The organism is Microbacterium sp. P2_F9, assembly GCF_056403635.1.
The window spans coordinates 1-19,534 of record NZ_JBFUFC010000028.1; the positions used below are offsets into that span (position 1 = coordinate 1).

A 19,534-nucleotide genomic window follows, 5' to 3' on the forward strand; every position below is an offset into this window, starting at 1 on the left:
GGACCACGTGACGGTCGACGCCGACATCATCGCCGTCTCAGCGTGAATCGGCACGACCCGATGCCGCGGTCACGGCGACTCGGACCGAAGCTGTCCGCCGCCGCGGCGGCATTCGGTGTCCTCGTGCTCGCGATGACCGCACTCACGGCGTGCATGCCGCAGGCGTCGGGTGGGGAAGAGGGAAAGATCGCGCTGCTGCTGCCCGACGCGAAGACGGCGCGCTACGAGACCTTCGACCGGCCGTTCTTCGAGGCGCGGGTCGCCGAACTCGGCGACTTCCAGGTGCTGTACTCCAACGCGGATCAGGATGCCGCCAAGCAGCAGCAGCAGGCGGAATCGGCGCTTGCCGCCGGCGCCGGAGTCCTCGTCCTCGATCCCGTCGACGGGAAGGCCGCCGCGAGCATCGTCGCGCAGGCGAAGGCCCAGGGCGTCCCGGTCGTGTCGTACGACCGGCTGATCGCCGGCGGCGACCTGGCCTACTACGTGTCCTTCGACGGCGAGAAGGTGGGCGAGCTGCAGGCGACCGCGCTCGTCGACGCCCTTGACGCCGCTGGTTCATCGGGCGGCGGCATCCTGATGATCAATGGATCCCCGACCGACAGCAACTCCGCCCTCTTCCGCGACGGCGCGGAAGAGGTCTTGGCCCAGAGCGGGCTGCACGTGCTCGCGGCATACGACACGCCCGACTGGAGCCCCGACAAGGCGCAGGAGTGGGTCGCCGGGCAGATCTCCCAGTTCGGCGACGACATCGCGGGGGTGTACGCCGCCAACGACGGGACGGCCAGCGGCGCCGTCTCGGCGCTGAAGGCGGCCGCCGTGGATCCGCTGCCGATCGTGACGGGACAGGATGCCGAGCTCTCGGCGCTGCAGCGGATCGTCACGGGGGACCAGTACATGACCGTGTACAAGGCGATCAAGCCGCAGGCCGAGCTGGCCGCCAACGTCGCGGTGACCCTGCTGCGCGGCGGAACGGTGACGGCGCCGATGGAGACCGACGGAACGCCCACGACCCTCCTCCAGCCGGTCGCGGTGACGATCGACAACATCCTCGAGACCGTGGTCGAGGACGGGTTCTGGACGATCGACGACATCTGCACCCCCGAATACGCCGCGGCATGCGCTGCGGCTGGCATCCTGTAGCACGATGTCCACCCCGATCACCTCTCCCCCCGCGCGGTCGCGGGTGCTCACGATGCGCGGGATCGGCAAGCACTTCGGTGCCGTCAAGGCGCTCACCGACGTCGACTTCTGGGTCAACGAGGGCGAGGTCGTCGCCCTGATCGGCGACAACGGCGCCGGCAAGTCGACGCTCGTGAAGATCCTCGCCGGCGTCCATCCTCCGGACGACGGCACGATCGAGTTCGACGGCGAGGTCGTCGACATCTCGAGCCCGGCCGATTCCCAGGAGCTCGGAATCGAGACGATCTTCCAAGACCTCGCACTCTGCGACAACCTGGACGTCGTCGGCAACCTGTGGCTCGGCCGCGAGCTGACGACCAGCGGCGGCCTCGACGAGGTCGAGATGGAGCAGCGCACGTGGACGCTGCTGCGGGAGCTCTCCGCGAAGATCCCCTCGGTGCGCATTCCCGTGGCGGCGCTGTCCGGCGGGCAGCGGCAGACTGTCGCGATCGCGCGATCGCTCATCGGCGAGCCGCGCATCGTGATCCTCGACGAGCCCACCGCCGCCCTCGGGGTGGCCCAGACGGCCGAGGTGCTGAACCTCATCGTGCGGCTGCGCGAGCGGGGGCACGGCGTGGTGCTGATCAGCCACAGCATGGCCGACGTCCTGGCCGTGGCCGACCGAGTGGTCGTGCTGCGCCTCGGTCGCAACAACGGCGAGTTCAACGCCGTCGAGGTGACGAGCGAGACGCTGGTCTCGGCGATCACCGGGGCGAGCGGCGCGAGGGTGTCGCCGAAGGTGCCCGGCGCACCCAAGACGGGCGAGGGCAAGATCATCCGGATGCCCTCGAACGGAACCCCCCGCCGGCCCGGACGCGCGCAGGGGAGCGAGCAGTGAGCGGGGTGCGCGACGATCGCGCGGCGCCCGGCTACGAGCATCCCGCCGAGGAGGAGCGGCTGCTGTCACCCGGCGCCGTCCGTCGCGCCATCGCCGCTCTGATCGAACGGATCCGAGGAGGCGACCTCGGATCCCTGCCGGTCATCGCCGGTCTCCTCGTGATCTGGACCGTCTTCCAGGCGCTCAATCCGGTGTTCCTCTCCAGCACGAACCTGTGGAACCTCACGATGCAGTGCGCCGCGATCGGCACGATCGCGCTCGGGATCGTGGTCGTGCTGCTGGTCGGCGAGATCGATCTGTCGGTGGGATCCGTCTCGGGGCTGGCCGCGGCGATCCTCGCCGTGACGTTCGTGCAGCTGCAGTGGAACGCGATCCTCGCCCTCGTGGCGGCGATCGTCGCGGGCATGCTCGTGGGGGTCGTCTACGGATTCCTCTACACGCGGTTCGGGCTCCCCAGCTTCATCGTCACGCTCGCCGGACTGCTCGGATTCCTCGGCCTGCAGCTGTGGGTCCTGGGCGGCACGGGCTCGATCAACATCCCCTTCGACTCGTGGTTCGTGCAGTTCGCCCAGCAGATGGTGCTGCCGGCCTGGGCTTCCTACGTCGTCGCGGTGCTCGCCGTCGGCGCCTATGCCCTGTCGCTCACCCGGCGGGCGCGCCGGCGGATGGCGGCCAATCTGGTGAGCCAGACCTACCTCGAGATCGGGCTGCGCAGTGCCGGGCTCCTGGTGTTCCTCGTCGCCTCCGCGTGGTACCTCAACCTCTCGCGCGGCGTGGGGCTGATGTTCGTGCTCTTCCTCTGCCTCGTCGTGGTCATGCATCTCGTCCTCACCCGCACCCGGTGGGGTCGGGCGGTGTACGCGGTCGGCGGCTCGGTCGAGGCCGCCCGGCGCGCCGGCATCCGCGTCGACCGCATCTACCTCTCGGTGTTCATGCTGTGCTCGAGCCTCGCGGCCGTCGGCGGCATCCTCGCGGCGTCGCGCCTGGCCGCCGCAAACCAGAGTTCGGGCGGCGGGGACACGAATCTGAACGCGATCGCGGCGGCGGTGATCGGCGGTGCCAGCCTGTTCGGCGGCCGCGGCACGGCCTTCTCCGCACTCCTCGGGATCATCGTCATCCAGTCCATCTCCTCCGGGCTGACGCTGCTCAGCCTCGACTCGTCGGTGCGGTTCATGATCACCGGAGTGGTGCTCGTCCTGGCGGTCATCGTCGACTCCATCTCGCGACGCACGCGGGCCGCAACCGGTCGCGCCTGAGCGGTCGCCCGCCTCGGGCACGGTCGAGCGCCCCGACCGGTGCATTCACTGGGCGAACCCAGAGACGCCGTTGCCAAAGCGTTACGTTCATGTCTTGACGCCAAGACGTGAACGTGAGGATGATCGCTTCAGGCCCGAAAGCCCGTGAGGCGGCGCCTCGCGAAATTCAATGACGAATGACGAAAGGCGAATGATGAGGAAGTCATCACTTCTCGCCACTGCCGCACTTGCGAGTGCTGCAGTGGTTCTGCTGGCTGGATGTTCCAGCTCCGGCGGTGGCACGCCCAGCGAAAGCGGTGCCGCTGACGCGGGTCGCGCATGCGTGATCCTGCCCGACTCGGCGTCCTCCAACCGCTGGGAAGACCTCGACCGCAAGTACCTCCAGGAGGGGCTGGAGGCCGCCGGCTTCGAGGCGGACGTCCAGAACGCCCAGGGCGACAAGGACAAGTACGCGACGATCGCCGACCAGCAGCTCACCAAGGGCTGCGGCGTCATGCTGCTCGTCGACTACAAGGGCGCTGCTCTCGGCGTCGTCGACAAGGCCAAGGCCGAGGGCATCCCCGTCATCGCCTACGACCGCCCGCTCGCGGGTGCCGACTACTACGTGTCGTTCGACAACGTGAAGGTGGGCGAGCTCGAGGGCCAGACCGTCGTGGACGGCCTCAAGGCCGCCGGCAAGGACCCGGCCACGGCTGCGGTGTTCTACATGGGCGGCGACCCGACCGACGGCAATGCCGCGATGTTCAAGGAGGGTGCCGTCAAGGCCATGGAGGCCGCCGGTATCGTCAAGCCGGCCCAGGAGCCCCCGGGGATCTGGGACCAGGAGAAGTCCGCAACCAACTTCGAGCAGGCCCTCACGGCCAACGGCGGCAAGGTGGACGCGGTCTGGTCGGCCAACGACGCGAACGCAGCCGGTGTCATCTCGATCCTGCAGAAGAACAAGCTGACCGGTGTGCCGATCTCGGGTCAGGACGCCCAGCTCGCCGCGCTGCAGTTCATCCTCACCGGATGGCAGACCGCCACGGTCTACAAGCCGGTCAAGGACGAGGCTGACGCCGCTGTCGAGACCGCGGTCGCTCTGCTGAAGGGCGACAAGCCCACGGCCGGCGCCAAGCTGGAGGACGGCACGCCGTACATCCAGGTCACCCCGATCCTCGTCGGCCCGGACCAGGTCAAGGACGTCGTCGCCGCAGGCGACGCCGACGTGGCCACGCTCTGCACCGGCACGATCGAAGGCGTGAACGTCGCCGACAAGTGCACGGAGTACGGCGTACAGTAAGCGCCAATCGCATCGGGGGCGTCGCGTCGACTGAGGCGCGGCGCCCCCGTGTGCGACCCGCATCGGATTCGCAAGGAAGCGAGCATGCCAGAACCCATCATCGAACTCGTGGGCGTGAAGAAGTCGTTCGGCCCCGTCAGCGTCCTCAAAGGAATCGACCTCAAGGTCTACCCCGGCCGGGTGACCGCCCTTGTGGGTGACAACGGCGCGGGGAAGTCCACCCTCATCAAGGGCCTCGCTGGAGTGCAGCCCTACGACTCAGGCGAAGTGCTGGTCGACGGCACCCACCGCGACCTCCACTCGCCCCGAGAGGCCGGCTCCCTCGGCATCGAGGTCGTCTACCAGGACCTGGCGCTCTGCGACAACCTCGACATCGTCCAGAACATGTTCCTCGGCCGCGAAGAGACCTCGACCGGCACGTTCGACGAAGGGCGCATGGAGAAGGAGGCATCCGACACCCTCCGTTCGCTCTCCGTGCGCACCGTGAAGTCGGTGCGGCAGAAGGTCTCGAGCCTGTCCGGTGGTCAGCGCCAGACCGTCGCGATCGCCCGCGCGGTGCTGAAGAAGGCGCGCGTCGTCATCCTCGACGAGCCGACCGCCGCACTCGGCGTCGCCCAGACCGAGCAGGTGCTCAACCTCGTCCGGCGGCTCAGCGAGCAGGGCGTGGCCGTGGTGCTGATCAGCCACAACCTCGTCGACGTGTTCGAGGTCGCCGACGACATCGCCGTGCTCTACCTCGGGCAGTTGGTCGCCCAGCTCGAGACCAAGGACACCAACCGCGACGACATCGTGGGGTACATCACGGGTACGAAGACCCAGGGCGGCATCACGCTGCTGGAGACATCCACGATCGGCACCGAAGGAGAGATCGTATGAGCGCCCCGACCAGCACCCAGACGCCCCCTGAGCCGGCGCCGGCATCGAGCGACCTGATCGGCAGCGGACACGAGGGCGGACTCGGCGACCAGGTCAAGGCGTGGTGGCAGGGCGTGCGCGGCGGCGAGATGGGCGCGCTGCCGGCGGTCGGCGGACTCGTCGTGCTCTGCCTGCTGTTCGGTCTGCTCAGCGGCTTCTTCTTCACCGAGCGCAACTTCGCCAACCTGTTCAATCAGGCGGCGCCGCTCGTCATGCTCGGCATGGCTCTCGTCTTCGTGCTGCTGCTCGGCGAGATCGACCTGTCGGCCGGTGTCACGGGCGGCAATGCGATGGCGATCTTCGTGGTCCTCAACGCCAACGGCGTACCGTGGCCGCTCGCGCTGCTGGCCGGCTTCCTCTTCGGCATCGCGATCGGCGGCCTCATCGGGTTCTTCGTCGCCCGAGTGGGCATCCCCTCGTTCGTCGTGACCCTGGGGCTGTTCCTCGGTCTGCAGGGCCTGGCGCTGCTCATCATCGGAGAAGGCGGCCTGTACCGGCTCGACGTGCCCGAGCTGCGGGCGCTGCAGAACGGCAACCTGCCGGTATGGGGCGGCTGGGTGATGCTGGCGATCATGCTCGCGATCTCGGCCGCCACGTCGTTCTGGGACCGGACCCGCCGCACGCGCGCGGGTGTTCCGAACCGTCCGCTGTCGCTGGTGTGGATCAAACTCGGCGTCATCGCCGTGCTGGGCGGCGTCGTGGTCTACTTCCTCAACCTCGATCGCGGACAGTCGATCAACGTGGTCCAGGGTGTGCCCAACATCATCCCGGTGACGCTCATCATCCTCTGGATCGGCACCTTCGTGCTGGACCGCACGAAGTTCGGCCGCTACATCTACGCCATCGGCGGCAACGCCGAGGCCGCGCGCCGCGCAGGCATCAAGGTGCGGTGGATCAAGTGGTGGGCGTTCGTCATCTGCTCCTCGCTCGCGGTGGTGGCGGCGCTGTTCAGCATCACGCGCGTCGGCTCGGTGGACGCGAGCGTCGGGCGCGACATCGTCCTGAGCGGTGTGGCCGCGGCGGTCGTCGGCGGTGTCAGCCTCTTCGGCGGGCGCGGACGTCTGATCCACGCGGCGATCGGCGCGCTGGTGATCGCCGTCATCACGAACGGCCTCGGCCTGCTCGGGCTGACGTCCGGCATCAACCTGATGGTCACCGGCGGCGTGCTGATCCTCGCCGCGACCGTTGATGCCGTATCGCGCGTGCGGTCCGGCGGCGGCGCCCGAACCTGATCGCGCCGGACCCCGGCCGAAGATCGGCCGGGGCACCCGTCGCCTAGCTGAGGAAGCCCGCGCGGATCGCGGGAAGCCGGTCGAGGAAACCCTCGACCCGCTCCTGGGTCCGTGCGGGCTCTCCGTGTGCCTGGAGCGAGATCATGCCAGGGTCGCCGCGCTCGATGCCCGCCGCGATGCGCTCCGATGCCCTGGTCATGCGGTCGGCCACGGCGTCGAGCAGGGAGGATGCCGCGACCCCGCCATAGGCGCGGGCGACGATCGCCACGCGGTGAGCGGCATCCTTCGCCGCAATGGGGCGGAAGAGCGGAATCGCGGTCCAGCAGAGGAAGGCGAGATCGTCGAGGGGATCTCCGGGCCCGGCCTGATCCCAGTCGATGAGTCCGACGAACGTGTCGCCGTCGACGACCCAGTTGTAGGTGCCCGGATCGTTGTGGCAGATGATCTGACCCGGCGCGAGGTTCGAGGAGCTCTGGCGCCACACCCGCGGACCGTCCGGATGGAACCCGGACGCGGCGTCGTGGAAGCGGCGAAGCCAGGTCGCGGCGCCTTCGAGCAGCGCCGCCGACGGCTCCTCATCGTCGGGTACCAGCGTGCGCCCCGCCACGAACGCCACCATCTCATCGCCGCGGGAGTCGATGCCGATGACCTCCGGCACGCCCGCCACCGAAGCCTGGTGGAGGAACCGGAGGTACTCGTGCACCGCGCTCGTCCACGGACCGGTCGGACGATGCACGATGCGCCCGAACACGGCGTCCTTCTCGTACCAGACTCCCCCGGAGCCGCCGGGGAGGTACGTGCGGGAGGTCATGCCTCCGACCGTACCGACTCGGTGTTGCGCGCGTGTGTCAGAGCTCGCGCAGGATGTCCTCGACCCGGTCCTTGGCGTCGCCGAACAGCATCTGGGTGTTCTCGCGGAAGAACAGCGGGTTCGCGACGCCGGCGTAGCCCGACGCCATCGACCGCTTGAACACGACGACCGAGTCGGCGTCCCACACCCGCAGCACCGGCATCCCGGCGATCGGGCTCGAGGGGTCGTCCATCGCGGCCGGGTTCACGGTGTCGTTCGCGCCGATCACGAGCACGACGTCCGTGCGTGCGAAGTCGTCGTTGATCTCGTCGAGCTCGAGGACGATGTCATAGGGCACCTTCGCCTCGGCGAGGAGCACGTTCATGTGGCCGGGCAGGCGGCCTGCGACGGGATGGATGCCGAACCGCACGTCGACGCCGCGCTCACGGAGGCGATGGGTGAGCTCGGCGACCGGGTACTGCGCCTGCGCGACGGCCATGCCGTAGCCGGGGGTGATGATGACGCGGGATGCCGCAGCCAGCAGCTCCGCGACGCCCTGCGGGTCGATCTCGCGGTGCTCCCCCTGCTCGGCGTCATCGGCGCGGGGCGCCTCGATGCCGAAGCCGCCGGCGATCACCGACAGGAACGACCGGTTCATGGCCTTGCACATGATGTAGCTCAGGTACGCACCCGATGAGCCGACGAGCGCGCCGGTCACGATGAGCAGGTCGTTGTTCAGCAGGAAGCCCGCCGCGGCGGCCGCCCAGCCCGAGTAGCTGTTGAGCATCGAGACCACGACCGGCATGTCCCCGCCGCCGATCGAGGCGACGAGGTGCCAGCCGAGCGCGAGCGCGAGCAGTGTCACCGCGATCAGCAGCCACAGGTCGGGGGTGATCACGTACCAGACCGTGAGCGCCACGAATGCGACGAGGGCGCCGATGTTGAGGATGTTCTTGCCCGGCAGCATGAGGGGCTTCGACGACGCACGCCCGGAGAGCTTCAGGTACGCGACGATCGACCCGGTGAACGTGACGGCGCCGATGAAGACCCCGATGAAGACCTCGGCGTGGTGGATGCCGACGAGATCGGGCGCGACCTCGGCGATCGAGAAGGCGCCGTTCCACCCGACCAGCACAGCCGCGAGGCCCACGAAGCTGTGGAAGAGGGCGATGAGCTGCGGCATCCCGGTCATCTCGACGCGCCGTGCGCGCCACAGTCCGATCGCGCCGCCGACGACGACCGCCACCACGAGCAGCAGCAGCCCGGTCGTCGCCTGCGGCTGCCCCCACAGGTCCTCGACCGTGAGCCACGCCGTGGCGAGCAGTGCGATCGTCATGCCTGCGATGCCGTAGCTCACGCCGCGGCGCGAGGTGTCGTGTTTGCTCAGGCCCGCGAGCGCGAGGATGAACAGCAGCGCCGCGACGATGTACGCGGCGCCCGCGACGGATGCCGCGATCGTCGGAACCGCGACGTACTCGGCGGAAGCGCCTGCCGCGATCATCGGCTGCCGTCCTTCTGGAACATCGCGAGCATTCGCCGGGTGACCGCGAAGCCGCCGAAGACGTTGATGCTCGCCAGCAGCACCGCGATCGCGGCGAGCACCTGCACGACGAGGAGCGGCGAGGCGAGCTGCAGCATCGCGCCGACGATGATGATGCCCGAGATCGCGTTCGTGACGCTCATCAGCGGGGTGTGCAGGGCGTGGTGCACCTTGCCGATGACGTAGAACCCGACGACGACGGACAGCATCAGCACGAGGAAGTGCTGCGGCAGCGGCGGGGGTGCGAAGGCGCACACCGCGAACAGCGCGGCGATGCCGGCGACGACGAGTCCGCTCCGTCGCGCGGGCGACATGGTCCGCTTCGCGGGCGGAGGAGCGGATGCCGCGGCAGCGGCCGGCTGCACCGGCGCCGCCGACACCTGCACCGGGGGCGGCGGCCAGGTCGATTCGCCGTCCCGGACGACCGTGATGGAGCGCTGCACGACGTCGTCGAAGTCGAGGACGAGCCGGCCGTCCTTGCCGGGGGTGAGGAGCTTCACGAGGTTGACGAGGTTGGTGCCGTAGAGCTGCGACGCCTGAGTCGGGAGGCGCCCGGCGAGGTCCGTGTAGCCGAGGATGACGACGCCGTTCTCGGTCACGACGCGCTGGCCCGCCACCGATCCGTCGACGTTCCCGCCCTGGCCCGCGGCCATGTCGACGATGACGCTGCCGGGCTTCATGGCCGCGACATCCTCCGCCGTGATCAGGCGGGGCGCCGCCCGCCCGGGGATCAGGGCCGTCGTGATGATGATGTCGACGTCTCGGGCCTGCTCGGAGTAGAGCTCCGCGGCCCGCCGGTCGTAGGCCGCGCTCGTGGCTTTCGCATAGCCGTCGGAGGACTCCATCGCCTCGGCGACCTCGACCGGGAGGTACTCGCCCCCGATCGAGCGCACCTGGTCGGCGACTTCGGGGCGCGGATCGGTCGCGCGCACGATCGCGCCGAGGCTCGAGGCCGCCCCGATCGCAGCGAGGCCGGCGACGCCGGCGCCGGCGACGAGCACTTTGGCCGGGGGCACCTTGCCCGCGGCGGTGACCTGCCCGGTGAAGAAGCGGCCGAACTCGTGCGCCGCCTCGATGACCGCCCGGTAGCCGGAGATGTTCGCCATGGAGCTGAGCACGTCCATCGACTGAGCGCGCGAGATGCGCGGCACCGCATCGAGGGCGAGCGCGGTGAGGCCGCGGCCGGCGAGCGACTCCCGCACGTCGGGGCGGAGCGCGGGGCTCAGCAGCGCGATCAGGGTGGCGCCATCGGCGAGGAGCGCGACCTCGCCCGGTGTCGGGGGATCGACCTTCAGCACGACGTCGGCGCGCCACGCCTCGGCGCGGGCGACGACGAGCGCGCCCGCCTCGGCGAACGCGGAGTCGGGGAAGGCGGATGCCGTACCCGCGCCCGTCTCGACCACGATCTCGTAGCCGAGCGCGCGGAGCTTCGCGACCGTGGCCGGCGTACCCGCGACCCGCGCCTCACCTGGCCGCTCCGCGACGATTCCGATGCGCGTCATGCTCCGCTCCCTGCTCAGTGCCGGATCGGAGCGAGTTCGCCGGCGACCGCCGCCACTGGATGTGCCGTGTCGACTCTATTTGCTCAGGGGTGCCGTCGGCGGATGCCGGTGTCGATCGGGAAGTCGGCGCCGCCGGGTGGGCCTCATAGACTCGTGCGCATGACCGCTGCCTCGACATCCGCCATCGAATCCGACCGGCTGGCCCTCATCGACCTCATCAAGGCCGAGGCCGTGTTCCACGGCGACTTCACGCTCTCGAGCGGCAAGAAGGCCACCTACTACGTCGACATGCGCAAGCTCACGCTCGACCACCGCGCCGCCCCGGCGATCGGCCGGATCATGCTCGACCTGATCCGCGAGGTCGACGGCATCGTCGCCGTCGGCGGTCTCACCCTCGGCGCCGACCCGATCGCGAACGCGGTCATGCACGAGTCCGCACGCACCGACAGCCCCCTCGACGCGTTCGTGGTGCGCAAGGAGCCGAAGGACCACGGCCGCGGTCGTCAGGTGGAAGGGGCGGATGTCGCGGGCAAGCGCGTCATCGTCCTCGAGGACACCTCGACCACCGGTCAGTCCGCGCTCAAGGCCGTCGAGGCGCTGCGGCGCGAAGGCGCCGAACCCGTCGCGGTCGCCGTGATCGTGGACCGCAAAACCGGAGCCCAGGCCGCGGTCGAGGCCGCCGGGCTGCAGTGGCTGTTCGCGATCGACCTGGACGACCTAGGGCTCGCGCCGCAGTAGCCGTCCGGTCGCTCAGGCCCTGAAGAACGTCTGAGACGCGAGCGCGAGCAGGACTCCGACGACCGTCAGCACGACGATCGCGATGCGGGTGCCGCGGTGATTGATTCCGTCGTCGCCGAACTTCTTGCTGCGCTGCCAGAGGTAGGCCGCGGCGATGAGGCAGCCGAGGGCGAGGATGACGATGGCGAGGGCCATGCGGGGCTGCTCCGATCAGTGGTCGCGCTTGTCAGGGACGTCCAGATCCGTCGGGGGATCGCTGGTGTCGCGCGTCTTCCGACCGTACATGCGGCGGTACTGGGCGACCCACACGATCAGCGTGCCGACGAGGATCAGGATCGTCACGCCGTAGAGGAGCATCAGCTCGCCGGTCACGTCGGGCGCTTCCCCGCGGCGGCGTCGGCGACGACCTTCGCGATCCGGGCGGCCCTCGTGTCGGGGCGCCGGGCCGAGTCGACCGCGGCGATGCCGAACTTGCGACTCGACGGCGGGAAGGCGCTCCAGTTGGCGCGGGCCGCGGCATCCGCATCCAGCGCAGACGCGAGGTCGGCCGGCTCGATCATCGCCTCGGCGTTGTCGAGGATCGTCCAGGAGCCGTTCGCCTTCGCCTGCGCGACCGCGCGGAGGCCGGCGGGGGTCATGAGGCCGGCCGCCTCGAGCTCGATGAGCCGCGCCTTGTTGGTGGCAGCCCAGCCGCTCGACGGCCGCCGCGGCGAGAACCACAGGCCGCCGATCTGCTCATCGAACGAGCGCACCGGGCCGTCGATCCAGCCGAAGCAGAGCGCGTGGCGGATCGCGTCCTCGTAGTCGACGAGCTCGAGGCCCGACCCCGGTCGGGGCCGGACGAGCCACGCGCCCTTGGAGCGGGCGTGGTTCGCCTCGAGCCAGGCGCGCCAGGTCGCGGCGTCCGTCGCCACGACCCGTTCGCCCTCTTCGAGTGCTCCCACTAGAGACCCTCGGGCAGATCCGGCAGGTCGGTCTCGACGGGCTCCGGCGCGAGCAGGTCGGCGACGGAGTCCAGGATCTCGTCGGGGCGGAACGGGTAGCGCTCCATCTCGGCACGGTCGCTGATGCCGGTGAGCACGAGGATCGTGTGCAGCCCTGCCTCGATGCCCGCGACGACGTCGGTGTCCATCCGGTCGCCGATCATGCCGGTCGTCTCGGAGTGCGCTCCGATGCGGTTGAGCGCCGAGCGGAACATCATCGGGTTCGGCTTGCCGACCACGTACGGATCCTTGCCGGTGGCCTTCGTGATGAGGGCCGCGAACGACCCGGTGGCCGGGACGATGCCGTGCGGGGTCGGACCGGTCGCGTCGGGGTTGGTGACGATGAAGCGCGCACCGGCGTTGATGAAGCGGATCGCCTTGGTGATCGCCTCGAACGAGTACTGCCGGGTCTCGCCCACCACGACGTAGTCGGGCTGCGACTCGGTCATGATGTAGCCGGCCTCGTGCAGCGCGGTCGTGAGACCGGCCTCGCCGATCACGAACGCCGTGCCCCCGGGCAGCTGAGACCGCAGGAAGTCGGCGGTCGCGAGGGCCGAGGTCCAGATCCGCTCCTCGGGCACGTCGAGCCCGGAATGCCGAAGCCGGGCGCTCAGATCCCGCGGCGTGAAGATCGGGTTGTTGGTCAGCACGAGGAAGGGCGTGCCCTCGTCGCGCCACTGCGCGAGCAGCTCCGCGGCACCCGGAATGGGTCGATTCTCGTGGACGAGAACGCCGTCCATGTCGGTGAGCCAGCACTCGATCTCGGCGCGTGTCCGCATGGGGCCAGCCTATCCGGGCGCCGTGGCCTAGCCTCGAATCGTGGCCCGCCCCGACTGGGATCCCCAGCACCTCCCCGACCTGCACGAACGGCGATTCCTCATCACCGGGTCGAACGCGGGACTGGGCTACTTCTCCGCAGAGCAGCTCGCCGCCGCGGGCGCGACCGTGATCATGACGGGCCGCAGCCCCAACCGGCTGGCCGCCGCTCGCGCCGCCGTCAATCGACGGGTTCCGGATGCCGCGGCCGACGGTCGCGTCCAGACCCTGCTGCTCGACACCAGCAACTTCGGCTCGGTGCGGGCCGCCGCCGCGACCGCCCGGACCATGGGGGGCCTGGACGGCCTCCTCCTCAACGCCGGCATCGTCCACCCACCGAAGGAGCGCGAGACCACGGCCGACGGTCACGAGATCGTCTTCGCGACGAACGCCCTCGGCCACTACGCGCTCGCCGGAGAGCTGCTGACGACGCTGGCCGCGGCATCCGGTCGCATCGTGTGGCTCGGCAGCATGTCGACCTCGCTGTCGCCCTACGACCCGATCGACCCGCAGCTGATTGACAACTACTCGGGGTGGCGGGCGTACGTGCAGTCGAAGGTCGCCACGAGCGTGCTCGGGTTCGAGGCAGACCGGCGCCTGCGAGCCGCCGCCGTGCCGGTCTCCAGCGTCGTGGCGCACCCCGGCTACGCCATCAGCGGGCGCACGGCCGGGATCGTCGGCGTGAACGAGCCGACGAAGGTCACGCGGTTCGCCGACAACCTGCAGGCCCTGATCGCCCAGTCGAAGGAGCGCGGCGCCTGGCCGCTCGTCCGGGCGCTGGCCGACCCCGAGGTCGAGGGCGGCGCGTTCATCGGGCCGCGCTTCGTGGCCCGGGGGACACCCAAGGTCGCGAAGCCGTCCAAGATCGTGCGCAGCGAGGAGATCGCGACCCGCCTCTGGCGGGTGTGCGAGGACGCGACCGGAGTGCGCTGGCCCTTCGCTGCGGCAGCCCGGCGCTGAGCGGGACTCTCCTCGCCCCGCGCGGGTTCGCGCTGTCGAAACCGGTATCCGCTGCCTGTTCGCTCGGGCGCGTGTGGCGGTTCGGGCAGCGTGAGGGAAGCGGACCGGATGCGGCAGCTCGGTCAGGCCGTGAGCCACACGGCGGTCGCCGCCTCCGGAGGCAGTGACACCGCTGCCTCGCCGACGCGGAGGGTCTCGGCATCCGTCACCGTCACAGCGGCGCCGACGGTCACCCCGGCGGCCTCGACGGCGCGCAGCAGCTCCGGATCGCGGTCGCTCACCCGCAGCACCCGACCGGCATGGCCCGCCGCGGCGGCGCCGAGCAGCACGAACGGCTCGCGGTGCACGTGGCCCGCGGCATCCGGAATCGCATCGCCGTGCGGATCATGCGTCGGGCGGCCCAGCCGCTCGTCGATGCGCTCGAGCAGGCGGTCGCTCAGAGCGTGCTCGAGCACCTCGGCCTCGTCGTGCACCTCGTCCCAGCCGTAGCCGAACTCGCGCACCAGCCAGGTCTCGACGAGGCGATGCCGGCGGATGATCGCGGCGGCGCGGCGTTCACCCTCGGGGCTCAGCTCGATCGGGCCGTACGGCCGGTGCGTGACGAGACCCTGCGCGGCGAGCTTCTGCACCATCTCGGTGACGCTCGACGGCGCGAGCCCGAGCTCGAGCGCCAGCCGTGACGGCGTGATGCGATCGTCCTGCCACTCGGTGTGGTGGTAGATCGTCTTGAGGTAGTCGTCGATGGCGGGGGACGGCACGCTGACAGGCTACCCGCCGCTGAGGATCAGCCAGAGGAGGGTGCCGTTGAGCGCGATCAGGAAGACGGATGCCGCGATCCCGGCCGCCGTCGTCAGCTTGCGGTTGCGGAACGGCCCGAGCACCTCGGCTTTCGCGGTGAGCGCGACGAGCGGGATGAGGGCGAAGGGGATGCCGAAGGAGAGCACCACTTGGCTCAGGACGAGGGCGAGCGTGGGGTCGACGCCGATCGCCAGGATGATGAGCGCGGGGATCAGTGTGACGAGCCGCCGCGCGAGCAGCGGCACCCGGATGTGCAGCAGGCCGTGCATGATCTCGGCACCCGCGTAGGCGCCCACCGACGTCGAGGCGAGGCCGCTCGCGAGCAGGCCGACGGCGAAGAGGGTGGCCACCACCGGCCCGATGCCGTCGCGGAGAGCGGCGTACGCCCCCTCGAGCGAGTCGGTGCCCGGCACACCCGCGAGGTTCGCGGCGGCGAGCAGCAGGATGCAGAGGTTCACGGTGCCGGCGATGATCATCGCGATCGACACATCCCATCGCGTCGCACGCAGGAGCCGCTTCGTGCTGATTCCGCGCAGCTGCGCGAGGTCGGGCCGGGGCGCGGCATCCGAATCGTGCGGGTGGAGCTTCGCGGCGGCGGCGGGCGCGGTCGCGACTTCGGCTGTCGCGGTCGGGGCGAATGCTGCGGCCATGCGGCTGGGGGCGAACCGGTCGCGCGCCAGCGCCGAGTGTGCGTAGATCGCGTGCGGCATGATCGTGGCGCCGAGGATGGATGCCGCGAGCAGCACCGAACCCGCACCGTCGAAGCGCGGCACCAGGCCGCCGACGACCGAGCCGGCCTCGGGCGGCGCGATGATGACCCCGAACGTGAAGCCGACCGAGATGATCACGAGCAGTCCGATGATCACGAACTCGAAGGTGCGCGGGCCGCGCCTGGACTGCAGGAGCAGCAGCGCGAGCGAGACCGTGCCGGTGATCACTCCACCCCACAGCAGGGGCAGCTGGAACAGCAGGTTGAGCGCGACCGCTCCGCCGATCACCTCGGCGATATCGGTCGCCATCGCGACGAGCTCGGCCTGCAGCCAGAACGCGCGTCGGCCCCACCGACTGCGGATGCGGTCGCCCAGGGTCTCGGGGAGGCTGCGCCCGGTGACGATCCCGAGCTTGGCGGAGAGGTACTGGATGAGCCAGGCCATCACGTTGCCGAGCACGACGACCCAGACCAGGAGGTAGCCGTACACGGCGCCCGCGGTCATGTTGCTGGCGACGTTGCCCGGGTCGAGATACGCGACGCCGGCGACCAGGGCTGGACCGATCAGCCACGCGAGGCGGGGGAACGACAGCCGCCGGGTCGCGCGGCGGGCGCGCGCTTCGTCGCGCCCCTCAGGCGGTGCAGATCGGGGCGCCGTCGCCTCGAGACTTTTCGGCATACCGAAAACCTAGCGCAGAGTCGGGGGTGCGGGAAGCTTCTACACACATCCCGGTGCCCTAACCTGGCCCGATGACCGAGGAGCACCCCCACGTCGAGCCGGAGCTCCCGTACGGCGTCGGTCCGTGGCCGGGCGGCCCGGCGGCGTGGCCCGACGACCCCCGGTACGACCCCGAGCTGCTGGCGAACGGCGACGCGCGCAATGTCGTCGATCCGTACCGGTACTGGTCGATGGACGCGATCGTGGCCGATCTCGATGAGCGGCGGCATCCGTTCCATGTCGCGATCGAGAACTGGCAGCACGACTCCAACATCGGGTCGATCGTCCGCAGCGCCAACGCCTTCCTCGCCGCCGAGGTGCACATCATCGGGCGGCGGCGCTGGAACCGCCGCGGCGCGATGGTGACCGACCGCTACCAGCACGTGCGTCACCACGAAGACGTGGCGGCCTTCGCCGCGTGGGCGGATGCCGCGTCCCTGCCGATCCTCGCGATCGACAACGTGCCCGGCTCGGTGCCGGTCGACCGCGCCGAGCTGCCCGAGCGGTGTGTGCTGCTGTTCGGTCAGGAGGGTCCTGGGCTCTCGCCGGAGGCGCTGGCCGCGGCATCCGGAGTCGTCGAGATCACGCAGTACGGCTCGACGCGCTCGATGAACGCGAGCGCCGCCGCGGCCGTCGTGATGTACGAGTGGTGCCGCCGCTGGGCGTGAGCCCGGTCACGCCTGTCGCGGCGCGAGGGTCGCTCCCGCAGGGCTGCTGCTCCGGGTGATGGGGTCGGTGCGCTGATCGAGCGGCGTCAGCACGAAGCGCGCGAGGTCGGCGACGACTCCCGCCGCGCGGCGCCGGGATGGCATGAAGCGCAGGAAGAACACGAGCCGCAGCAGCCAGGCGGAGGCGCCGGTGAACGGGATGCCGTACAGCTCGGCGATCCCCTTTCCGAACCCGAGCGAGGCGGCGCGGCCGAGTCCGCGGTAGCCGAACCGGGCTGCTCGGCGGCCGCGCAGCTCGCGGGTGATGGCACGCCCGATGTGATCACCGCCCTTGATGGCCCACAGCGCGTTGGCCGGCATCGCCTGCGCCGTTACCGGGTGCCGGACGCGCGCCGCGTCACCCGCGGCCCACACGCCCGCCGTGACGGCGAGCGTGCGCTGCGTGCGCAGCCGGCCGCGGTCGTCGCGCCAGCGATCGAGACCGGGGATCTGCACCGGGCGCTGGCCTGTCGTGGCCACGACGGTGCCGCACTCCAGCACGCTGCCGTCGGACACGCGGGCGGTAGTCGGCGTGACCTCCACCAGCCGGCGGTCGTTGAGCACGGTGACGCCCGACCGGGCGAGCTCGGCCCGCGCCCGTGCCACCAGCCTGGGCTGGTCATCCCATTCGCTCGCCACGTGGTCGGCGGCGTGCACCAGGGTGACCGGATGGCCGCGATCGGCGATCGCGGCGGCGAGCTCCACGCCGGCGACGCCGCCTCCGGCGACCACCACGGGCGAGCCGGGCACCGATTCCAGGTGGTCGGCGAGAATGCCGATCTGGCCGGGTCCGCGCAGCGTGTACCCGTGGCGGCTGAGGCCCGCGACATCCGTCGTCGGCTCTGTGGCGCCCGTCCCGATGACCAGCTGGTCGTAGCGCAGGGTCGTCACGGTGGCGTCGTCGCCGGCGCGGTAGGACACGCGACGTCGGTCGGCATCGATGTCGACGGCACGGCCGACGATGATGCGCGCGAGCGGCATCACCTCGGCGAGCGGGGTGGCGAGGCGGTCTCGGCCGATCATGCCCGCGATGAGCTCGCCGGTGAAGCCGTGGAACCGATGTGCGTGATCGGCGGAGATCACGACGATCTCGACGTTCCCGCGCCGCACGTCGCGGCCCAGACGACGAACGAGGTTCGCGTAGACGTGGAGCGTGACATAGCCGCCGCCCAGCAGCACGATGCGGTTCATACGATCACCGCCGTGCGCGGCTCGATCGTGACCGGTCTGCCGAAGCTGGTGGGTTCGGCCGCGTGGAATCCCAGGTGGCGGAGTGACGCGGCTCGCTCGCGGATCGCGTCGATCTGCGCGAGCGTGGGATTTCCCAGCGAGAAGTGACCCTGGTGGCCGGTCAGCGCGAGGATCGCCGTCTCGGCGAAGCAGGCGTAGGAGCGGCCGTCGGGCAGTCCGATCTCGCCGCCCGTGATTCGCAGGCTCGGGATCGAGACGATGCCGCCATCCACCACGAGCACGTCCGGTCGCTCTGCGGCAAGGCTCGGGGACGTGTTCCGTGGCTGTGTGGCGTCGAGCACCACGGCTCCGGGGGCCAGGTGCTCGGCGCCGAGAAGGGCGTCGGCGGATGCCGTCAGAAGCACGATCAGGTCGGCGTCGCGGACCGCGTCCATCGTGTGGGCGACCGACACGTCGATCTTGTCGGCGATGTCGGCCGCGAGTGCCTTGAGGCGAGGCGCGGTGCGCGCGATGAGCGTGACGCGCGCGCCTGCGGGGTCGCGGGCGAGAAGTCTCGTGACCGCCGAGCCGACGCTGCCGCTCGCGCCGACGATGGCGATGTGCGGCTGCCGGGTGCGTGCCGCGACCAGGGGCAGCAGCATCCGGATCTGGTCCTCGATGATCGCAGCGGTGAAGGCGTTGCCGTTCGTCACAGCGATGTCGGTGCGCTCGCGCAGCGTCGCGCCGCCGGCGGTGACGGTCGCGGTGAGGGCGCCGAGGCCGACGACGTCTGCTCCGAGAGCGACGGCGCGGTCCACCGCCTGGTGCACGCGACGCCTTCCGCCCGTGACATCCGCGAGCAGGTGCCGAGCGCCGAACGGCACGAGGATCACGTGACCGACCCGCTCGCCGCCGATCTGCACGCGCGCCATCGTCACCGGCGGGAGTGGCAGTCGCCGCAGAGCCGTGTCGTACACGGCCTCGGGCACGATCCCCAGAGGACGCCACGCACGGGCCAGATCCTCGCGAAGTCGTGCTCGTGGGTGAACGGTGAAGGCGAAGGCTCCGGACACGACATGCTCTCTCTCCAGCGTCGCGGAGTGCGCGCCATATGAGCGAGGAGCAGCAAGGAGCCGCCCTGATACCGCTAGTCGCGGTCGAAGCCGAAGGTGTGGCGCATGAGCGCCTGAACGTCGCGATCGAGGTTGTCGATCTTCACGTCGATGCGGCCGATCTCGCTCCGGACTACGTGGACGAACAGCGTCGAGACGATCGTGAGCATGCCGAACAAGGCTGCGGCGAAGACGCCGATCACCGTCCACACCTGCGGTTCGGTCATCGAGAGCACCTTTCCATTGTGGGCCGGGATGCGCCGAGTGTGCCAGCCCCGTCACGCGCGAAGCG

At 70.3% G+C, this 19,534-nt stretch carries 21 protein-coding genes; 9 read left to right on the forward strand and 12 right to left on the reverse strand.

The features are described 5' to 3' along the window. The 6 genes from AC1DVT_RS04815 to AC1DVT_RS04840 all read left to right on the forward strand — a co-directional run. The coding region (locus AC1DVT_RS04815; RefSeq protein ID WP_477386966.1) for a sugar ABC transporter substrate-binding protein at window positions 1-1,140 on the forward strand (1,140 nt) is incomplete at its 5' end. Window positions 1,141-1,144: 4 nt separating this feature from the next. Then, window positions 1,145-2,017: an ATP-binding cassette domain-containing protein gene (locus AC1DVT_RS04820; protein ID WP_477386968.1), complete on the forward strand. Its 873-nt coding sequence runs from the start codon at window positions 1,145-1,147 to the stop codon at window positions 2,015-2,017. 59 nt (window positions 2,018-2,076) lie between these two features. Further along, on the forward strand, window positions 2,077-3,273 hold the full coding sequence (locus AC1DVT_RS04825) for a sugar ABC transporter permease (protein ID WP_477387020.1): 1,197 nt from the start codon (window positions 2,077-2,079) through the stop codon (window positions 3,271-3,273). Window positions 3,274-3,595: 322 nt separating this feature from the next. After that, window positions 3,596-4,552 carry a sugar ABC transporter substrate-binding protein gene (locus AC1DVT_RS04830; RefSeq protein WP_477386970.1) on the forward strand — a complete coding sequence of 319 codons (957 nt, stop codon included), beginning with the start codon at window positions 3,596-3,598 and terminating at the stop codon, window positions 4,550-4,552. 84 nt (window positions 4,553-4,636) lie between these two features. Further along, the gene (locus tag AC1DVT_RS04835; RefSeq protein ID WP_457099569.1) at window positions 4,637-5,428 is read left to right on the forward strand and encodes an ATP-binding cassette domain-containing protein; all 792 of its coding nucleotides are present in this window, start codon (window positions 4,637-4,639) and stop codon (window positions 5,426-5,428) included. Beyond that, window positions 5,425-6,699, forward strand: a complete 1,275-nt coding sequence (locus tag AC1DVT_RS04840) for a sugar ABC transporter permease (RefSeq protein WP_477386972.1) — start codon at window positions 5,425-5,427, stop codon at window positions 6,697-6,699. The genes AC1DVT_RS04835 and AC1DVT_RS04840 overlap by 4 nt, the downstream gene beginning before the upstream one ends. A 43-nt stretch (window positions 6,700-6,742) precedes the next feature. Here AC1DVT_RS04840 and AC1DVT_RS04845 read toward each other — a convergent pair whose 3' ends face one another. The 3 genes from AC1DVT_RS04845 to AC1DVT_RS04855 are packed head-to-tail and all read right to left on the reverse strand — an operon-like array spanning window position 6,743 to window position 10,531. Continuing rightward, window positions 6,743-7,510 carry a phosphotransferase gene (locus AC1DVT_RS04845; RefSeq protein ID WP_477386974.1) on the reverse strand — a complete coding sequence of 256 codons (768 nt, stop codon included), beginning with the start codon at window positions 7,508-7,510 and terminating at the stop codon, window positions 6,743-6,745. A gap of 37 nt (window positions 7,511-7,547) precedes the next feature. Continuing rightward, on the reverse strand, window positions 7,548-8,990 hold the full coding sequence (gene pntB / locus AC1DVT_RS04850) for a Re/Si-specific NAD(P)(+) transhydrogenase subunit beta (RefSeq protein ID WP_477386976.1): 1,443 nt from the start codon (window positions 8,988-8,990) through the stop codon (window positions 7,548-7,550). After that, window positions 8,987-10,531 (reverse strand): Re/Si-specific NAD(P)(+) transhydrogenase subunit alpha, encoded by a 1,545-nt coding sequence (locus tag AC1DVT_RS04855; protein WP_477386978.1) that lies wholly within the window; start codon window positions 10,529-10,531, stop codon window positions 8,987-8,989. Before AC1DVT_RS04855 ends, pntB begins: the two co-directional genes overlap by 4 nt. Before the next feature lie 159 nt (window positions 10,532-10,690). Here AC1DVT_RS04855 and pyrE point away from each other — a divergent pair, with 159 nt between their 5' ends. After that, window positions 10,691-11,269 (forward strand): orotate phosphoribosyltransferase, encoded by a 579-nt coding sequence (gene pyrE / locus AC1DVT_RS04860; protein ID WP_477386980.1) that lies wholly within the window; start codon window positions 10,691-10,693, stop codon window positions 11,267-11,269. A 12-nt stretch (window positions 11,270-11,281) separates the two neighbouring features. Here pyrE and AC1DVT_RS04865 read toward each other — a convergent pair whose 3' ends face one another. From AC1DVT_RS04865 to AC1DVT_RS04880, 4 genes are read right to left on the reverse strand one after another with little or no spacing between them, the layout of a single operon-like run. Then, window positions 11,282-11,464, reverse strand: coding sequence for a hypothetical protein (locus AC1DVT_RS04865; RefSeq protein ID WP_477386982.1), 183 nt, complete (start codon window positions 11,462-11,464; stop codon window positions 11,282-11,284). Window positions 11,465-11,479: 15 nt separating this feature from the next. Beyond that, window positions 11,480-11,641, reverse strand: coding sequence for a hypothetical protein (locus tag AC1DVT_RS04870; protein WP_477386984.1), 162 nt, complete (start codon window positions 11,639-11,641; stop codon window positions 11,480-11,482). Then, the gene (locus tag AC1DVT_RS04875; protein ID WP_477386986.1) at window positions 11,638-12,213 is read right to left on the reverse strand and encodes a YdeI/OmpD-associated family protein; all 576 of its coding nucleotides are present in this window, start codon (window positions 12,211-12,213) and stop codon (window positions 11,638-11,640) included. The genes AC1DVT_RS04870 and AC1DVT_RS04875 overlap by 4 nt, the downstream gene beginning before the upstream one ends. Further along, window positions 12,213-13,031 carry an HAD-IIA family hydrolase gene (locus AC1DVT_RS04880; protein WP_477386988.1) on the reverse strand — a complete coding sequence of 273 codons (819 nt, stop codon included), beginning with the start codon at window positions 13,029-13,031 and terminating at the stop codon, window positions 12,213-12,215. The genes AC1DVT_RS04875 and AC1DVT_RS04880 overlap by 1 nt, the downstream gene beginning before the upstream one ends. Before the next feature lie 40 nt (window positions 13,032-13,071). Between AC1DVT_RS04880 and AC1DVT_RS04885 the strand changes: the two genes are divergently transcribed. Continuing rightward, window positions 13,072-14,028 (forward strand): SDR family NAD(P)-dependent oxidoreductase, encoded by a 957-nt coding sequence (locus tag AC1DVT_RS04885; protein WP_477386990.1) that lies wholly within the window; start codon window positions 13,072-13,074, stop codon window positions 14,026-14,028. 122 nt (window positions 14,029-14,150) lie between these two features. Here the strand turns inward: AC1DVT_RS04885 and AC1DVT_RS04890 are convergent, their stop codons facing one another. Continuing rightward, window positions 14,151-14,786 carry a metal-dependent transcriptional regulator gene (locus tag AC1DVT_RS04890; protein WP_477386992.1) on the reverse strand — a complete coding sequence of 212 codons (636 nt, stop codon included), beginning with the start codon at window positions 14,784-14,786 and terminating at the stop codon, window positions 14,151-14,153. Between the two features lie 9 nt (window positions 14,787-14,795). Further along, window positions 14,796-16,214: an Nramp family divalent metal transporter gene (locus tag AC1DVT_RS04895; protein ID WP_477386994.1), complete on the reverse strand. Its 1,419-nt coding sequence runs from the start codon at window positions 16,212-16,214 to the stop codon at window positions 14,796-14,798. 71 nt (window positions 16,215-16,285) lie between these two features. Between AC1DVT_RS04895 and AC1DVT_RS04900 the strand changes: the two genes are divergently transcribed. Then, complete coding sequence (locus AC1DVT_RS04900) at window positions 16,286-16,921, forward strand: TrmH family RNA methyltransferase (protein ID WP_477386996.1); 636 nt, start codon at window positions 16,286-16,288, stop codon at window positions 16,919-16,921. A gap of 6 nt (window positions 16,922-16,927) precedes the next feature. Here the strand turns inward: AC1DVT_RS04900 and AC1DVT_RS04905 are convergent, their stop codons facing one another. From AC1DVT_RS04905 to AC1DVT_RS04915, 3 genes are all read right to left on the reverse strand, one after another. Further along, entirely contained in the window at window positions 16,928-18,151 is a 1,224-nt protein-coding gene (locus AC1DVT_RS04905) for an NAD(P)/FAD-dependent oxidoreductase (RefSeq protein ID WP_477386998.1), read from the reverse strand. After that, window positions 18,148-19,119 carry a saccharopine dehydrogenase NADP-binding domain-containing protein gene (locus tag AC1DVT_RS04910; RefSeq protein ID WP_477387000.1) on the reverse strand — a complete coding sequence of 324 codons (972 nt, stop codon included), beginning with the start codon at window positions 19,117-19,119 and terminating at the stop codon, window positions 18,148-18,150. The genes AC1DVT_RS04905 and AC1DVT_RS04910 overlap by 4 nt, the downstream gene beginning before the upstream one ends. Before the next feature lie 158 nt (window positions 19,120-19,277). After that, the gene (locus AC1DVT_RS04915) at window positions 19,278-19,469 is read right to left on the reverse strand and encodes a hypothetical protein (RefSeq protein ID WP_477387002.1); all 192 of its coding nucleotides are present in this window, start codon (window positions 19,467-19,469) and stop codon (window positions 19,278-19,280) included. Window positions 19,470-19,534 lie beyond the last annotated feature (65 nt).

What these genes read in the sequence shown, in the direction of transcription:
- AC1DVT_RS04820 (WP_477386968.1), top strand. Translation starts at nt 1,145, where the DNA reads ATGTCCACCCCGATCACCTCTCCCCCCGCGCGGTCGCGGGTGCTCACG.
- AC1DVT_RS04835 (WP_457099569.1), top strand. Translation starts at nt 4,637, where the DNA reads ATGCCAGAACCCATCATCGAACTCGTGGGCGTGAAGAAGTCGTTCGGC.
- pntB (WP_477386976.1), bottom strand. Translation starts at nt 8,990, where the DNA reads ATGATCGCGGCAGGCGCTTCCGCCGAGTACGTCGCGGTTCCGACGATC.
- pyrE (WP_477386980.1), top strand. Translation starts at nt 10,691, where the DNA reads ATGACCGCTGCCTCGACATCCGCCATCGAATCCGACCGGCTGGCCCTC.
- AC1DVT_RS04895 (WP_477386994.1), bottom strand. Translation starts at nt 16,214, where the DNA reads ATGCCGAAAAGTCTCGAGGCGACGGCGCCCCGATCTGCACCGCCTGAG.
- AC1DVT_RS04900 (WP_477386996.1), top strand. Translation starts at nt 16,286, where the DNA reads ATGACCGAGGAGCACCCCCACGTCGAGCCGGAGCTCCCGTACGGCGTC.
- AC1DVT_RS04880 (WP_477386988.1), bottom strand. Translation starts at nt 13,031, where the DNA reads ATGCGGACACGCGCCGAGATCGAGTGCTGGCTCACCGACATGGACGGC.
- AC1DVT_RS04905 (WP_477386998.1), bottom strand. Translation starts at nt 18,151, where the DNA reads ATGAACCGCATCGTGCTGCTGGGCGGCGGCTATGTCACGCTCCACGTC.
- AC1DVT_RS04855 (WP_477386978.1), bottom strand. Translation starts at nt 10,531, where the DNA reads ATGACGCGCATCGGAATCGTCGCGGAGCGGCCAGGTGAGGCGCGGGTC.
- AC1DVT_RS04865 (WP_477386982.1), bottom strand. Translation starts at nt 11,464, where the DNA reads ATGGCCCTCGCCATCGTCATCCTCGCCCTCGGCTGCCTCATCGCCGCG.
- AC1DVT_RS04840 (WP_477386972.1), top strand. Translation starts at nt 5,425, where the DNA reads ATGAGCGCCCCGACCAGCACCCAGACGCCCCCTGAGCCGGCGCCGGCA.
- AC1DVT_RS04915 (WP_477387002.1), bottom strand. Translation starts at nt 19,469, where the DNA reads ATGACCGAACCGCAGGTGTGGACGGTGATCGGCGTCTTCGCCGCAGCC.
- AC1DVT_RS04845 (WP_477386974.1), bottom strand. Translation starts at nt 7,510, where the DNA reads ATGACCTCCCGCACGTACCTCCCCGGCGGCTCCGGGGGAGTCTGGTAC.